The organism is Brevibacterium iodinum ATCC 49514 (assembly GCF_900169265.1).
Taxonomy (GTDB): Bacteria; Actinomycetota; Actinomycetes; order Actinomycetales; family Brevibacteriaceae; genus Brevibacterium; species Brevibacterium iodinum.
The window spans coordinates 273,994-290,109 of record NZ_FXYX01000001.1 but is presented as its reverse complement, the minus strand read 5'-3'; the positions used below and the strand labels follow the sequence as shown (position 1 = coordinate 290,109).

Here is a 16,116-nt window from a genome sequence, read left to right as displayed (position 1 = left end):
TCGATGTCCCAGATGTTCCGGTCGCTGTCGGAGCCGAACTACCGGCACTGGTTCGCCGGTGCCCTGATCTCCAACACCGGGACATGGATGCAGCGCACGGCGCAGGACTGGATCGTCCTGACCATGCTCACGGACAACAACGCTTCGGCGTTGGGCCTCACCATGGCGCTGCAGCTGGGACCGCAGCTGATCATGTTCCCGTTCGCGGGAAACCTCGTCGACAAGTTCGACAAACGGCGTCTGCTCATGGTCACCCAGGCGCTGCTGGGATTCATCGGACTCGTCCTCTTCGTCCTCACCATCACCGACGTCATCGTCCTCTGGCACGTCTACGTGCTCGCTTTCACGCTCGGGATGCTCACGACCCTGGACAACCCGGCCAGGCAGGCCTTCGTCTCCGAACTCGTCGGTGAGAAGCTGCTGCCGAACGCCGTCAGCCTCAACTCGGCGTCCTTCAACGGCGCCCGCATGATCGGGCCCGCCGTGGCCGGTGTGCTCACCGCCGTCATCGGACCCGGTCCCGTCTTCCTCATCAGCGGCCTCGGCTTCGCGGCGACGCTCACCGTGCTCCTCCGGCTCGACAAGTCGAAGCTGCATCCTTCCGGTCGACGCGGCAAGGGCGGTGTCCTCGGCGGACTGAAATATCTGCGCAGACGCCCGGACATCACGGTCGTGCTCGTCGTGCTGTTCATCGTCGCGACCTTCGGATTCAACTTCAACATCTACACGGCGACGATGGCGAAGATCGAATTCGGCAAGGATGCCAGCGGCTTCGGTCTGCTCAACTCCGTCATGGCCATCGGGTCCGTGACCGGGGCGCTCGCCTCGGCCAGGCGTGAGAGACCCCGCCTGCGCTTCATCTTCGGCGCCGCCGGCGGATTCGGTGTGGCCGTCGGAGTGGCATCGCTGATGCCCAACTACTACCTCTTCGCCGCCTCGCTCATGTTCGTCGGCTTCGCATCGCTGACGATGATGACTTCGGCGAACGCCTATGTGCAGACGACCACCGCGCCGAACTACCGCGGCCGAGTCATGGCCATCTACGCGGCCGTCGTCATGGGCGGCACCCCGATCGGGGCACCCCTGGCCGGCTGGGTCGCCGATGCCTTCGGACCGCGGATGGCGCTCGTCGTCGGAGCCGCCTCCGGGATCATCGCCTTCGCCGTGGGGCTGCTGTGGATGATCATGGCCAAGGACCTGCGGCTCCACCGGGATCCGAAGTCGCGGATCCGGCTGCACATGAGCTATCAGGGCAGGCCGCCGGGCGGCAGCGGAGACTGACGGGTTCGAGTGAGCGGGTTTGCTCGTGGGGCGGCATCGGCAGGGCAGGCACTCGGCGGGCCCGGAGGTTCGTGTCATAGAATTTCGATCGACCGCCTCGGCGAGGGATTCGAGGGTCGAGCGATGGAAACGGACGGACTGTGACAACTGACATCATCACCTCGGTGCTCGTCGGCCTGGCGATCCTTGTCGGCTGTCTGGGCATCATCGTGCCGGTGCTGCCCGGGTCGATCCTCATCGCCATCGCGGTGCTCATCTGGGCGATCATCATCGGCGGACCGACCGCGTGGATCATCTTCGCCATCGTCGCCGTGTTCGTCGCGGCCGGGATGAGCGCCTCGCTCGTGCTCACGGGCCGCAGACTCAAGTCCATGCAGGTGCCGAACTCCTCGGTGCTGCTGGGCGGGGTGCTCGCCGTCATCGGCTTCTTCGTCATTCCGGTGCTGGGCCTGCCGATCGGCTTCGTCGCCGGCCTCTACCTCGCCGAGTATTCCCGCCTCAAGGACGGAAAGACGGCGTGGAACTCCAGCTGGGAGTCGATCAAGGCGATCGGCATCGGCGCGGGCATCGAGTTCATCCTCGCGATGCTCGCCGGCATCACCTTCGGCGTCGGCGTCCTCATCCACTTCTTCGCCTGAGACTCGCAAGCATCCGTCACCCTTAGGGCTTAACTGCATCGTTGCAGTGGAGTGTTCTGTCGCGAAGGGTGAGGGTTGCTCGAAGCCACGCCAGGTACGTCAGCATCCCTCACCATTACCTGAGCATCCCTCACGATTAGTGTCAGCTTGCACCCGCAGCGGCTTCTCCTACCGCGGCCAGCGCATCCGACACACTGAGTGCCATAACCTCCGGTAGCAACGGGAGGTTATGGCACTAAGTGGAGAAATTGCGCGGACGTCGTTGGGAAGTCGCTTGTGCGCCGTGCTCATGGCCGCGCAGACGCGACTAATCGCGACTGTGCTGCCGCGGCTCTGCGCTACTTGAGGGCGTCGATGACGAAGTCGATGCAGTTAAGCAGTGCCCGCACATCGTCGGGGTCGACGGAGACGAAGGTCGCGATGCGCAGCTGATTGCGTCCGAGCTTGCGGTAGGGCTCGACGTCGACGACGCCATTGGCCCGCAGCACCTTGGCCACGGCAGCAGCATCCACGGAATCATCGAAATCGATGGTGGCCACGACCGACGAACGGTTCGCCGCATCTGCAACATAGGGGTGGGCCGCCTCGGCGGATTCCGCCCAGTCGTAGACGAGCCCGGAGGACTCAGCGGTCCGTTCGGCCGCCCAGGACAGACCGCCGTTGCCGTTGATCCATTCGATCTGCTCGGCGAGCAGGAGCAGGGTCGCCACGGCCGGTGTGTTGTAGGTCTGGTCCTTGGCCGAGTTCTCGATCGCGGTGACCAGGTCGAGCGAGGTCGGGATCCAGCGTCCGGAGTCCTTGATCTCCTGCGCGCGGGCGATCGCGCGCGGCGACATGACCGCCACCCACAGTCCGCCGTCAGAGCCCATGTTCTTCTGCGGGGCGAAGTAGTAGACATCGGTCTCGGCGATGTCGACGGCCAACCCGCCTGCGCCGGAAGTGGCGTCGATGACGACGAGAGCATCCTCGGCGATCCCGGTCGGACGGGCGATTCGGGTGGCGACACCGGTTGAGGTCTCGTTGTGGGGCCAGGCGAAGACGTCGGCGGCATTCTCGCCGGTGGCCGCCTCGGCGGGGGAGCCCACGAGACCAGCGGCAGCCAGGGCCTCCGGCGATGGGGTCGCGGCGGTGCCGGGTTCGGCGCCCAGGATGAGGGAGGATTTCAGGTGCGGGGCAGTGTCAGTGGCCTTTGCGAACTTCTGTCCGAACTCGCCGAAGGTTGCGTGGGCGGCCCGTTCGCGGACGAGGCCGAAGGCCGCGACGTCCCAGAACACGGTGGACCCGCCGTTGCCGAGCACCACTTCGTAGCCCTCGGGCAGGCTGAACAGCTCGGCCAGGCCGGAGCGGATGCGGCCGACGAGGTTCTTCACCGGCGCCTGGCGGTGGCTGGTGCCGAGCACCTTCGTCGCAGCAGCGTTGAGCGCCTCGATCTGGGCGGGGCGGATGCGGGCCGGGCCGGACCCGAAGCGTCCGTCGGCGGGCAGGAGGTTCTTCGGGATCTCAATATTCGTCGCAGTCACGCTCGACATTCTACGGCGGGCCCGCCCGGCGCCCGGGACCGGTCCGTCATGTGACGAACGTGCCGTCTCGACATTCCCAGTCTCGACCACGCCCGCCGAGGCGGGACCCGGATCGACCGCCCTGGCCTCGCCGAGGCAGGACCCGGCTGACTCGTGTCCGTTCCGCGTCGTAGAGTGAAGACATGAGTGAGCCCGTCGATCGTCTCCCGCAGACCCGGAAGTCCTATGACTCAGCCGTCTTCGAACACCCGGACGCCGCACCCCTGGACCTGCTGCGCCAGTGGTACGACGAGGCGGCCGACCATGTCCGCGAACCGAATGCGATGACCGTCTCGACCCTGGACGAATGGGGCCCGAGCTCGCGCATCGTCCTGCTCAAAGGCCTCGACGAACGCGGACTCCTGTTCTTCACCGACTACGACTCTGCGAAGGGCCGGCAGCTGCGGGCCGACCCCCGCATCGCCGTGAACTTTCCCTGGCAGGACATGGAACGACAGGTCCGCATCCGCGGCCTCGCCGAGGTGGCCGCCCCCGAGGACTCGGACGCGTACTTCGCCGTGCGCCCCCGTGGATCGCAGATCGGGGCGACCGTGTCCAAGCAGTCCCAACCGGTGACCAGCCGCGAACAGATGCAGGCGGAATACGATGCCGCGGCGGCCGAGCTCGAGGGCCAGGACGTTCCGCGGCCCGACCATTGGGGCGGATTCCGCGTGCGCGTCTTCGAGATCGAATTCTGGCAGGGGCAGCAGAACCGGTTCCACGACCGGTGGGTCTTCCGCCGCGCCGACGGCAGCCACGAAGCAGCCGACCTCGACGACTCCTCGGCCTGGGAGGTCGTCCGCCTCTACCCCTGAGGCACTGCCCCCTCCTGAGGTTCTGCCCCAGGGCACTGACCTTCCGTGTTGCAGAACGAATCAGCACAGGGTGCCGGCCACCCAGCAGAATGGTCACAACATGCGCGCCGCATCCGGGCGCAGACGATGCAAAGGAGCACCCATGACCACTTCCAGTACCCAGTACGGACCTGACGCCGTGTTCGACAACCTCATCGGCGGCGCACGGGTGCCCAGCGATGATCGGTCGACGAATACGAACCCGTCCGATCCTTCCGATGTGATCGGCCGCTACGCCCGCGCGGATGCCGCCACGGTCGCCTCGGCGATCGATGCCGCCCGCGCTGCCGCCCCGGCCTGGGTGGACCTCGGCTCACAGCAGCGATTCGCTATCCTCGACAAGGCCGGCAGCCTCATCGCCGAACGCGCCGACGAACTCGGCGATCTGCTAGCCCGGGAAGAGGGCAAACAGCTCGCCGAAGCCGAGGGCGAGGTGCTGCGCGCCTCCCAGATCTTCAAGTTCTTCGCCGGCGAGACCATCCGCAACACCGGTGAGGTCGTCGACTCGGTCCGCCCCGGGCTCATGGCCGAGATGACGCACGAGCCCATCGGCGTCATCGGCATCATCACCCCGTGGAACTTCCCCATCGCCATCCCGGCCTGGAAGATCGCCCCGGCTCTGGCCTTCGGCAACACGATCGTGTTCAAACCTGCCGAACTCGTCCCCGCCAGTGCGTACGCGCTGGTCGATATCCTCGCCGAGGCGGGACTGCCCGATGGGGTCCTCAACCTCGTCATGGGGCCGGGCTCCGTGGTCGGGGACGCACTGACCACCTCGGCGAAGGTCGACGCCGTGACTTTCACCGGATCCGTCGCCGTCGGACGGTCCGTCATCGCATCGGCTGCGGCCCACCAGATCAGGGTGCAGTGCGAGATGGGCGGGAAGAATCCGCTCGTCGTGCTCGGCGACGCCGACCTCGAACCGGCCGCCGAGGCCGCGATCAACGGAGCCTTCTTCTCCACCGGTCAGCGCTGCACCGCGTCCTCCCGCCTCATCGTCACCTCCGATGTGCACGACGAATTCGTCGCGCTGCTCAAGGAGAAGATGGCGGCGCTGACCGTCGGAGACGCCCGCGCCGAGGGCGTCGCAATCGGACCCGTGGTCTCCCGGACCCAGCTTGACCAGGACCTCGACTACATCGCCAAGGCGCGAGTCGAAGGCGGGGAGGTCACCGGTGGTGAGCTCATCGATTCGGACACGGAGGGGTATTTCCTCGCCCCCGCGCTCGTCACGGGCACGAAGCCGGGCGACACGATCAACGTCGAAGAGGTCTTCGGTCCGGTCGCCTCGGTGATCGAGGTTGCCGACTACAACGAAGCGCTGGCCGTGGCCAACGACACCGAGTTCGGACTGTCCGCGGGCATCTTCACGACCTCCCTGAAATATTCGACCCACTTCAAGCGTTACGCCGATGCTGGAATGGTCATGGTCAACGCCCCGACGGCAGGAGTGGATTATCACGTGTCCTTCGGCGGACGGAAAGGGTCGAGCTATGGCCCCCGCGAACAGGCTCGGGCGGCACGCGAGTTCTTCACAGTGCACAAGACGACCTACACGAATGCGGGCTGAGCCAGCCGGTGCGAATTCCTCCCGCGCGGGCAGATGCGCACCCCGGTCGAGCCGTCAGGCGGCGACCGAAGCCGCGTCCGGCACGGGGCGATTCCTCGACTCACGGGATTTGCTGAACGCACGATAGGATTGGGGCAGATCGCAACGGCCGCGAACGGGATCGCCTGTGCGGGGCGGGGCAGGGTCGGAACGACCCGAAATGGTGACAATGCCTGTAACGGTCGAAACGACCTGAAGACGAAGAGTGGAGTGGCTGGTCAGAAGTGAACGACCTCATTGATACAACCGAGATGTACCTCAAATCGATCATCGAGCTCGAGGAACAGTCGATCGTGCCATTGCGTGCCCGCATCGCCGAGCGCCTGGATCACTCCGGCCCCACCGTGTCACAGACGGTGGCGCGGATGGAGCGCGACGGACTGCTCCACGTCGGCAACGACCGCCATCTCGAGCTCACTCCGGAGGGCCGACGGATCGCCACCGACGTGATGCGCAAGCATCGTCTGGCCGAGCGTCTCCTCTCCGATGTCGTCGGACTCGAATGGGAACTCGTCCACGACGAGGCCTGCCGCTGGGAGCACGTGATGAGCGAGCAGGTCGAACGCAAGCTCGTCACGCTGCTCTCCGAAACCTCCACCGGGCCCTACGGCAACCCGATCCCCGGACTCGACGTCATCGGCGGCGAAGTCTCGAAGACCACCGACGTCATCGACCTCGCCACGGCAGTCGGCCGGGACGGCGCGAAGAAGCTGACGATCGCCTGGCTGGCCGAACCGCTGCAGGTCGATATCCATCTGCTTCAGCAGTTCCAGGTCGCCGGCGTCCTGCCGGGCAGCGACGTCGAGATCTCGCGCAACGGCGAATACATCACCGTGCAGGTGCCCGGCGCGCAGGACGTACTCGACCTGCCGGTCGAGACTGCCTCGCACGTCTTCGCCTACCGAAGCTGAGACGCTCAGAAGCCTCCGCCCGATGGCGACGGGACTGCGTCTCAGCAACGGGACGAGACGCAGTCTCGGTAACGGCAGGGCTGTGTCTCGATAACGACGAGACCGAGCAACGGTAACGAAAGAGCGGGTGCCCGAAACCCGATTCGTTACAAATCACTGTGATCTCTGACCCAGGGAGTGGTTCCTCCACCCCTGGGTCACGTCGTATAACGAGAAAATGTTACGAATATTTCAAGCCATTTTGAGCCTCTGACCTGCGGGTTTATGGAAAACATCACGGTGTCCCTCCGGTGGTTGTGACAAAAACGTGACAATCAGTCATCGATTGGTTACAGTTGTGGAGGTCGTTCACGCAATGACGACTTCACAGCGAGATCCGAGCGCCACGCTCGCCGTGAGATACCAAGGACCGATAGTGGCGGTTGGCTGAGAGCAGCCAATAGGGACGAGAGGGAAAACGTGGCAACTAAGCAGCATGGCCGCCGCGCCGCCGATGCCAAGGTCAAGACTCCACTGACCGAACTCACTGAACTTCTGAACGCCAACTCAGGCGTCTTCGGCCGTCGTGCAGCAGTTGTCGCTGCCAGCGGTGGTCTGCTGACCGCCGCAGTGATGCCGGCCGCCGGCCAGGGAGCCGACGACCAGAGCAAAGTCTCCGCAGAAGCCGAGACCACCCAGAAGGTCGACTTCGAGAACCAGGCCGTCACCATCGGCGACGACTCGAAGGACAAGAAGGACGACGAGAAGTCCGATTCCTTCGGTGTCGAGAGCAAGGCCATCACCGCTGAGGCTGCTCCGAAGCCCAAGCCGAAGCCCAAGCCGGTCGAAACCTCCACCCCCTCCTCCGACCACTCCGCCGGAAACTCCGACCACTCCGCCGGAAACTCCGACCACTCCGCCGGAAACTCCGACCACTCCGCCGGAAACTCCGACGACACCGCCAACAGCGGATCGTCCGACTCGGGCGAGTCCGACTCCAAGGACTCGGGATCCATCGATGGATCCAAGGCCGAGCAGGTCCTCGCCTGGGCCCAGAAGGGCGTCGGAACCCCCTACGTTATGGGCGGAACCAGCCAGAGCGGCTGGGACTGCTCCGGCTACACCTCGTGGGTCTACAGCCACGTCGGCGTGAACCTGCCCCGCACGTCCGGTGCTCAGAAGGGCGCAGGCCAGATCGTCTCGCAGTCCGAAGCCAAGCCCGGTGACCTCATCTGGCACCCCGGCCACGTCGGCATCTACGCCGGTGGCGGACAGATGTACGATGCCGGTTCGCCGAGCTCGGGAACCTCGAAGCGCAGCTACAGCTGGATGGGCAACGTCACCTTCATCCGCGTTCTCTGATCTTCTTTCCGATCGCTCCCCGTACAACTCGACGGTCCTCGAGTTGTACGGGGAGCTTTCGTATGCCCGGAAACTTCGGGCGCCCGCTCGCGCCTACCAGATTCGGTGAACGGAAACCGAAGTTTCCGTGACGCGAGTCGTATGAATTGGGTCACGGGCGCGCGCCGCGTTACTCTGGAGAAGATTGAGTTCAATAAATGGTGGACACCAAGTGGTGTCAACCGCTGATGCGAAGGAAAGCAGATGGGGCATACTCGAATAATTCGAATAGCCGCTCCAGTCTCTGGTGCGGAGTACATATCTGTCTCCGTGCCCTCTTTCCCAGGCGTCGTGCCCATGAGCACGGCGCCTTTTGTGTTCCCTGTGGCCGGGGCAGCCGGTTTCGGCCCAGTAGAGAAGAAGATGAGGGGCGAGATATGAAGACTCTCGTGCTGAACGCCGGTTATGAACCGCTGTCGATCGTTCCGTTCACACGAGCCGTGGTGCTCGTGCTGACCGGAAAGGCGACAGTCCTGGCAGCAGAGGACATTCCGGTGAGATCCGAGCACATGAGTCTCGATCAGCCCTCCGTCATCCTGCTCACCCGCTATGTGCGCCCGCCGAGCAACCGCCGCGTCTCGCTCTCCCGTCGCGGAGTCCTGCGCCGGGACGGCCACCGCTGCGCCTACTGCTCGAAACCGGCGTACACCGTCGACCACGTCGTCCCACGGTCCCGCGGAGGAGCGAACACCTGGGAGAATCTCGTCGCGTGCTGCCGCGAATGCAACAATCGCAAGGGCAATCGCACTCTCAGTGAGATCGGCTGGAAGCTCAGCTTCCTGCCGCAGGAGCCCCGCCTGGGGCAGCTGTGGATGCGTGGGATCGACAAGCCCGTCGAGAAGTGGCGACCATTCCTCGAGTACACCAGCGCTGCCTGACAACAACTCCAGCGCCGCCTCAAAGTCGGGCATCGCCCCAGATAGGGGCCCGTGTTGTCCATATGTTGGCGCAATTCGGGTAACGATGTGACATAGGTGAAGCTCTCACCGTCAATGTGCTCTAGGGTGGACGAAACAGAAGTTCGCTTCGACCCAAGGAGCTTGCGATGAGTGAGCAGGATCGCCCACAGAACCCCGACCCGGCCCCGGCCGGTGAGCCCGAAGCCGTCATCGTCGGAATCGACGGTTCGCCGCCGAGCCGCAACGCCCTGGCCTGGGCGATCCAAGAGGCTCGCTCCCTGGACCGTCCGATCCGCCTCGTCGGCGCCTACACGATCCCGAGCGTGGCCGCGGCCGCCATCGACGTGTCCTATGTGCCCATCGACGACAGCTCGATCCGTGCGGCCGTGACGAACACGCTCAAGGAGGCCGCCGCCGAGGCCAAGGCCGCCGGTGTTCCCGTCGAGGCGGTCATCGAGATCGGAGACGCCGCCGGTGTGCTCATCGACGAATCGAAGACCGGCTGCCTCACCGTCGTCGGCTCCCGCGGGCGCGGCGGCTTCGCCGGTCGTCTCCTCGGCACGGTCTCGAGCGCTCTGCCGGCGCACTCCGCGTGCCCGACGGTCGTCGTCCCCTCCTGCTGGGACAACCAGGCCGAGCGCCCCGCGCACCCGACCTCGTCGCGGCCGATCCGCCAGGACGGGGTCGAGGTCGAAACCCACGACCCGAATGCCGAGTCGATCGAAGGTCTGCGCTTCGACGGGAAGGTCGTCGTCGGCGTCGACTCTCTCGGTGCCGATTCCCCGGCGCTGTGGAAGGCGGCCCGGCTGGCTGTGCGCCGTGGCTCACCGCTGCATATCGTCGCCGTGATCACCACAACGGTCATCGGTCCCGAGTGGCTGCCGAGCACCGCCGACCTCGAACGCCTCGTCAACGAGGGCGCGGACAAACTCGTCGTCGCCAAACAGCGGCTGGCCGAAGAGTTCCCTGATCTCGACGTCACGTGGACGCTCTTCGACGGCCAGCCCGCTGAGGTGCTCGTCCGAGCCTCTGACACGGCCGAAGTGCTCGTCATCGGATCGCGTGGCCGCGGTGGATTCGCCGGCCTCCTGCTCGGTTCGACCTCGCAGTCGGTGCTGCCGTACTCGCAGTGCCCGACGATGGTCGTCCGCGTCGCCCGCGATCACGGTCGCCGCAAGAGCAACGAGGCCCCGGCAGAGCCTGGCCTCTAGACCCCGCCTGAGTTCGTGAATCCCGATCACGATGATCGGATGCTTCAGGCCGGAAGACAATCACCGAGGCGGCCGATCGATACGATCGGCCGCCTCGGTGATTGTGGGTCTGGGCGACATCGGCAAGGGGGTCTTGCTCGGACAGGTGGTTCTGGCGCCCCCGGGCAGATTCGAACTGCCGACACCGGCTTTAGGAGAGCCGTGCTCTATCCCCTGAGCTACGGGGGCCAGGTGGTCGTCCTCAACCACGATCACCCAGTGTAGCGTAGAAGAAACCTCACTGTTCCACGGTGTGCCAGCACCTATTATGGACAGATTCTCGTTAGGGTCGAATTGTGTCGGATTCCGTTAGAGACGAACAGTTCCCAGAACTCGGAGATGTCTTCGCCGAGTGGAAGAAGCAGGCTGCCCATCTGGGCGGTCGCGACACCATGCTTCATTTCCGGGACTCCCGTGACGGCAGCATCGACCTCTCCGGCGCCCACCCCTCCGGCCTGGCACAGCTGCTGGCCGGTCGCGCCACCCGACTCTCCAGTCTCATCCGCGACCACGACATCCTCACGGACGCGCGTCGGCGTGCGAAATCCATCCGGTCGAAGGCAGAGCAGCTTGACAACGAACGCGGCATCCGCACCGCCCACCTGGCGCTCGGATTCGCTTCGTGGACGGAAAAGGACGCGAAGTTCAAGTTCAATGCCCCCGTCGTCATGCGCCACATCACGCTGGTGCCTCGTGGTTCCCGAGTCGAGGACTACGAGATCGTGCTCGACAACGAGATCACGATCAATCCCGCTCTCGTCCAGCATCTGCGCGAGGAATACGACCTCGACGTGCCCGTCGACGAATGGGTCGACGCGACCGGCGGACCGCACGGATTCGATCCGGGCCCGGCTCTCGACCGTCTGCGAGATCTGGGGCAGAACGTGCCCGGTCTGCGGATCAACCACCGCCTGATCATCTCGACGTTCGCGAACATCGCGAACCCGTTCTCCACTGACTACCTGCCTACCCAACACCCCGTTTTGCGTGCGCTGGCCGGCGACGAGGACGTGCGTGCCTCCCTCGGTGGGCCTTCGTATGTGCCGCAGCCGGGTGTCCTCCCGGACGAGAAGATCGCTGCGGCAGAGAAGGCCGAAGCCGAGCAGAAGCGAGCTGAAGCCAAGAGGGTCGCCGGTGTTGTTGAGGCGGAGACCGCCGCCGAGTCCGACGACAAAGACACCGAACCCGCAGGCGATGAGAAGCCAGCACCTGAAGCGACCTCCGCGGACGCAGTGAAGTCCGGAGCCGAGACGAAGACTGCGGAAACGGCAGAGGGCGACCCCGCTGAGGATGCTGATGAGTCCGCTGAAGAGTCGGTAACCAGGGGCGAGACGACCGGTGAGAAGGCTGCGCCCGAGAAGCCTGCGGCCGAGAATGCTTCGTCGAAGGCAGCTGCCGGTGCCGCTGATGCAGCGGATGCCGATGCCGATGAGGACTACGGTCAGCCGACCGCGCCGATCACCGACGAACCACTCGTTGCCGCAGAGCCGGTCACTGCCGCCGAATCCGCCGTCGCCACGACCACCGACGACGAGAAGACGTCGACCGATGCCGAAGCCGGAGCGGCGACCAAGTCCGAGAAGACAGCACCCGCGGCTGAAGCCGACGGTGAGGACGTCGTACCCGCTGCGCTTCAGGAGCCGATCACCCCGCTTCCCGACCGGAAGCCGCAGGAGGAATTCCTCGTCATCGACGTCGACGGCGACCAGCAGGCCGTCGTCGACGCTGCCGTGTCCGGTCACTCCGTCGTCGTCGACACCCCGCCCGGAACCGGTGCCACCCAGGTTGCCGTCGCCGTGGCCACCACACTGGCACACACCGGCAAGAGCGTCCTCTTCCTCGCGCAGACCTCCGATGCGCTCGACGATTTCTCCGCCCGCCTGGGCGAGGTCGGACTCTCCGACTTCGCGGTCGACACTCGCGCTGGTTCGGAAGACATCCGCAAACAGCTCGTCGGTCTCATCGCCTCGGCAGAGAAGTCCGAACGCCCGGACCTGTCCCACCTGTTGACCGAACTCAACGAACAGCGCGCGACCCTGGCCGACCACGTCTCCTCCCTGCACCGCAGGCGCAAGCCGTGGGACGTCTCCGTCTACGAAACCATGCAGCACCTCGCCGAACTGACCTCCGGTGATGACTCCCCGCAGACACCGGTGCGCTTCGACGACGATATCCTCGGCGCCAGTGACGACCGCCGGAACATCCTGCGCGGCAAACTCGGTGAACTCGCCGGACTGGGGGCTTTCACCCTCGATGTCGAAGACACCGTCTGGTTCGGAGCCGATCTCAAATCCGTCGAAGAAGCCGAAGCCGCACGCACCGTGGCCGAACGCATCGGTCGGATGATCCCCGACCTTGTCGCTGCCACCGAACCGGTGCTGCAGAAGGCGAAACTCAATCCGCGCCGCAATGTCGACGATTGGTCCCGCGCCATCCGTGTGCTCCTGCGCGTGCGCAAGACGCTCGACAACTTCGCACCCGATATCTACGACCACCGGCTCGATGACCTCATCGCCGCCACCGGCACACCCGAATACCGGGCCGATGTCGGCGTCGAAATGGGCATGATGCAGCGCCGTCGACTGAAGAAGTCGGCCGCGGAGTTCCTCCGGCCCGGCGCCGAGGTGGCTGACCTCCACGAGGCACTCATCGACGTCCGCGCCCAGCGGGTCATCCTTTCGGACCTCGCCGGACATGACGGCCGCCCGCAGATCCCGCGCGGCGTCCTCGAAGCCGACGAGATCCTCCAGAGCGTCGAAGCCGATATGGCCAAGCTCGCCCCGATCCTCGAGACGACGCCGGACGGCGGGGACCTCGGATCGATGCTCATCGAGGAACTTCAGGCACGTGCCGAAGCGATGGGCAGCGATTCGGAGAACCTCGCCGACCTGCCCGAACGCTCCCGCCTGCAGCGTGAACTCGACGGCGAGGGCCTCGGCGATCTCATGGCCGATCTGCGCAGGCGCAAGGTCGACGAGTCACTCGTCGGCCCCGAATTCGATCTCGCCTATTGGGCCTCCGTGCTCCAGACCATGGCCGGTGAAGATCCTGCGATCGGCCGCCACGACGGTGCCGCTCTCCACCAGGTCGCCGAAGGCTTCCGCGAGAACGACCGTGCCTTCGTCGCCGCCGGTGCCTCCCGACTGCGCTTCAACCATGCGCAGGCATGGAAGCGCGGAATCGAATCCGATCCGATCGCCGCCGGAGCCATCAAACAGGAGCTGCTGTCGAAGCACACCTCGACGAAGCGGATCTCCACGCAGGCACCCGAACTGCTGACGACTCTGGCCCCGGTGTGGATGGGCAGCCCGTACACGGTGCCCGAACTCTTCTCCGCTCTGCCTCTCTTCGATGCGGTCGTCATCGCCGATGCCGGACGGCTCTCGGTCGCCGATGTCGTCCCCGGAATCACCCGAGCCCGTCAGGTCATCTCCCTCGGCGACTCCCGCCTGCTCGGACCGCGCCCGTTCTCGATCGCGGTCGATCGATTCGGCATGGACGACGGGAAACATCCCCGCTCGGTGCAGGACCGCCTCGGCGAGTTCCTGCCGCGGATGCGGCTGTCGAACTCCTATCGACTGTCCCCGGTCGGGCTCATCGACCTGGCCAACCGGCACTTCTACGATTCGACGATTTCGACGCTGCCGACCGCGCATACCGGTGAGGGCAGCGGCCTCGAATTCTCCTATGTCGCCGACGGCAGGGGTCCCACGGACATCGGGACCGGTCGGGTCGAGAGCCCCGATGCCGAGGTCAAACGCGTCGTCGATTTGGTCCTCAAGCATGCGCGGAACCGGTCGCGGGAGTCGCTGGCCGTCGTCGCGCTCACCCCGCATCATGCGCAGCGAGTGGCTACGGCGATCTCGCGGGCGATGAAGGATCTGCCGTATGTGGCGGCGTTCTTCAACGATTCTTCGAAGGAGCCGTTCGTCGTCACCGACGCCGAACGCGTCCAGGGCATGTCGCGCGATGCCGTGATCTTCACCCTCGGCTATGGCCGCACCGTCCACGGTCGCGTCATCCACGACTTCGGTCCGCTGTCCGGGCCGGATGGTCGCCGCATCCTCGCGGCCACGATGACGCGAGCCAGGAAGCGGTTGACCCTGGTCTCGAGCATCGAGGCCGAGGACTTCGATCGCAGCAAACTCAACGGGGGAGCGGTCATGCTCCCGCAGCTGCTCGAGGAGGTCGCGACCGGCGGCGTCCACCAGCCAGGACCGCACGGCGAGATCTACGATCCGCTGTTCAACGACATCGCCGACCGGCTGCTGCAGCTCGGCGTCGTTGCTCACGAGCACTACAACGGCATCGACCTGGCCGTGGCGAACTCCACCGAGGACGAGCACGGAATGATCATCGCCGTCGCCGGTGACGGACCCGAATACGCGTCGATGCGCAGCCTGCGCCAGCGGGACCGGGTGCTGCCCGAACAGCTGAGCCGCCGAGGCTGGAAGTTCATGCGCGTGTGGTCGACCGATGCGTTCGTCGACCCGCAGACCGAGACCGAGAAGATCTTCGAGACCTGGCGTGCCACCGTGGAGACGATGAGCCCGCAGGCCGTGCTCAACGCGGCGCGTGCCGCCTCGGTGGTCGTCGGCCGCACCGGCAGCCGACCGAAGCTCGTGCCCGGTCTGCCGATGCACAAGTACTCCGCCGAGGGCCTCGATCAGATGATCGACTGGATCCAGTCGGATGCGGTCGTGCGCGGCGACGGTGAGATCAAGGATCTGCTGCGCACCGCCCTGGCGCAGAAGGGCAACTCGAGCCGCGGCGATTCCCAGCTGCAGGCCGCAGTGGACCGCTACCGGGAACGCCATGCGCAGGCGAAGAAGGTCACCGGCGCCGAGGTGTTCATCCCACGGTCCAACTCGACTGGCCCCGTCGAAGACGACATCCTGCCGACCTTCGATACCGGTAAGATCCGTGCCGATGAGCTCCGCTCTGCCGGCCTCGTCCAGACCGCAAGCAATGACCAGGTTCCCGAGGCGGCCGACGAGTCCGTCCACACCGATTCGGTCGGTGCGGGGTCCGACAGTGCCGGGGACGACGGTGCAGGTTCGTCCGCGAAGGCAGCTCGACCGCGTGATGCTGCAGCAGCCGGTGCAGTTGGGGCCGAGTCCGCAGACTCGGATTCGGCCGACGAGGATTCGACCGCCGCTGATTTTGGCGGGTCGGATTCGGCCGAGGCGGAGTCGGGGGAGTCCGAGTCGGAGTCGGCTGAATCCGGGATGGACGGGACCGCCTCGGCGAAGTCGGGGTCGAAGAACGACGATGCCTGACCGGCCCACCGGCGCCGAGGATGCTGATTGCGACCGAGGAACGAGCGGCAGCGACCGAGAAACGGTTGATCCCAGCGTCAGCGGGTTGAACACTGAACTGGACGAGCCACCGCACGGCGACGGCGAGTCCGGCGCTGAGCCGGTACAGCCTTCACATTGCGACGGCGATGCCGAAACTGATGAGTCTCGGAGGGCCCGGATCGAAGCAGCGAAGCGCCGATATCGAGCGACTCTGCGCAATGAAGCCGACTCCGGTGGCGGCGGCTTCACCGAGGACTACTACCGTTCGCAGAAGCCCCCACACTGGTCATAGCTACTGTTCCGTCTAGTGGCTTCGATCTGTCCGGGCATCTCCCCGCCCTTTACGGTCGGTCAATAGCGCCCGATCGGTCTCAGATAGCCCGATAGGTTACAGACATGAAGAAGGCCCGCTCTCGCATGAGAGCGGGCCTTCTG

10 protein-coding genes and 1 tRNA gene are annotated in these 16,116 nt (G+C 65.5%); 9 read left to right on the top strand and 2 right to left on the bottom strand.

Translation table 11 applies throughout. The features are described from left to right. The first annotated feature begins 3 nt into the window (after positions 1-3). Positions 4-1,281, top strand: coding sequence for an MFS transporter (locus BI49514_RS01300; protein ID WP_101543622.1), 1,278 nt, complete (start codon positions 4-6; stop codon positions 1,279-1,281). Between the two features lie 140 nt (positions 1,282-1,421). After that, the gene (locus tag BI49514_RS01295) at positions 1,422-1,919 is read left to right on the top strand and encodes a DUF456 domain-containing protein (RefSeq protein ID WP_101543620.1); all 498 of its coding nucleotides are present in this window, start codon (positions 1,422-1,424) and stop codon (positions 1,917-1,919) included. A gap of 338 nt (positions 1,920-2,257) precedes the next feature. Here BI49514_RS01295 and serC read toward each other — a convergent pair whose 3' ends face one another. Next, entirely contained in the window at positions 2,258-3,439 is a 1,182-nt protein-coding gene (gene serC, locus BI49514_RS01290) for a phosphoserine transaminase (RefSeq protein ID WP_101544049.1), read from the bottom strand. Positions 3,440-3,621: 182 nt separating this feature from the next. Here serC and pdxH point away from each other — a divergent pair, with 182 nt between their 5' ends. The 6 genes from pdxH to BI49514_RS01260 all read left to right on the top strand — a co-directional run bounded on the left by pdxH (position 3,622) and on the right by BI49514_RS01260 (position 10,342). After that, positions 3,622-4,293, top strand: coding sequence for a pyridoxamine 5'-phosphate oxidase (gene pdxH / locus BI49514_RS01285; RefSeq protein WP_101543618.1), 672 nt, complete (start codon positions 3,622-3,624; stop codon positions 4,291-4,293). Positions 4,294-4,435: 142 nt separating this feature from the next. After that, on the top strand, positions 4,436-5,902 hold the full coding sequence (locus tag BI49514_RS01280) for an aldehyde dehydrogenase family protein (protein ID WP_101543616.1): 1,467 nt from the start codon (positions 4,436-4,438) through the stop codon (positions 5,900-5,902). 263 nt (positions 5,903-6,165) lie between these two features. After that, positions 6,166-6,852 carry an iron-dependent transcriptional repressor DtxR gene (locus BI49514_RS01275; RefSeq protein WP_101543614.1) on the top strand — a complete coding sequence of 229 codons (687 nt, stop codon included), beginning with the start codon at positions 6,166-6,168 and terminating at the stop codon, positions 6,850-6,852. 459 nt (positions 6,853-7,311) lie between these two features. After that, positions 7,312-8,193: a C40 family peptidase gene (locus BI49514_RS01270; protein WP_101543612.1), complete on the top strand. Its 882-nt coding sequence runs from the start codon at positions 7,312-7,314 to the stop codon at positions 8,191-8,193. A 416-nt stretch (positions 8,194-8,609) separates the two neighbouring features. Beyond that, a complete protein-coding gene (locus BI49514_RS01265) occupies positions 8,610-9,110 on the top strand; it encodes an HNH endonuclease (RefSeq protein ID WP_101543610.1) in 501 nt (166 codons plus the stop codon). A 167-nt stretch (positions 9,111-9,277) separates the two neighbouring features. Continuing rightward, on the top strand, positions 9,278-10,342 hold the full coding sequence (locus BI49514_RS01260; RefSeq protein WP_101543608.1) for a universal stress protein: 1,065 nt from the start codon (positions 9,278-9,280) through the stop codon (positions 10,340-10,342). A 152-nt stretch (positions 10,343-10,494) separates the two neighbouring features. Here BI49514_RS01260 and BI49514_RS01255 read toward each other — a convergent pair. Further along, positions 10,495-10,570, bottom strand: a tRNA-Arg gene (locus BI49514_RS01255). Between the two features lie 107 nt (positions 10,571-10,677). On the opposite strand from BI49514_RS01255, the gene BI49514_RS01250 reads away from it, so the two are divergent. After that, a complete protein-coding gene (locus BI49514_RS01250) occupies positions 10,678-15,660 on the top strand; it encodes a DUF4011 domain-containing protein (RefSeq protein ID WP_244195202.1) in 4,983 nt (1,660 codons plus the stop codon). Positions 15,661-16,116: the final 456 nt, after the last annotated feature.

Excerpts from the sequence above, each read along its gene's own strand:
- BI49514_RS01300 (WP_101543622.1), top strand. The coding sequence starts at position 4 with ATGTCCCAGATGTTCCGGTCGCTGTCGGAGCCGAACTACCGGCACTGG.
- BI49514_RS01265 (WP_101543610.1), top strand. The coding sequence starts at position 8,610 with ATGAAGACTCTCGTGCTGAACGCCGGTTATGAACCGCTGTCGATCGTT.
- pdxH (WP_101543618.1), top strand. The coding sequence starts at position 3,622 with ATGAGTGAGCCCGTCGATCGTCTCCCGCAGACCCGGAAGTCCTATGAC.
- BI49514_RS01280 (WP_101543616.1), top strand. The coding sequence starts at position 4,436 with ATGACCACTTCCAGTACCCAGTACGGACCTGACGCCGTGTTCGACAAC.
- BI49514_RS01260 (WP_101543608.1), top strand. The coding sequence starts at position 9,278 with ATGAGTGAGCAGGATCGCCCACAGAACCCCGACCCGGCCCCGGCCGGT.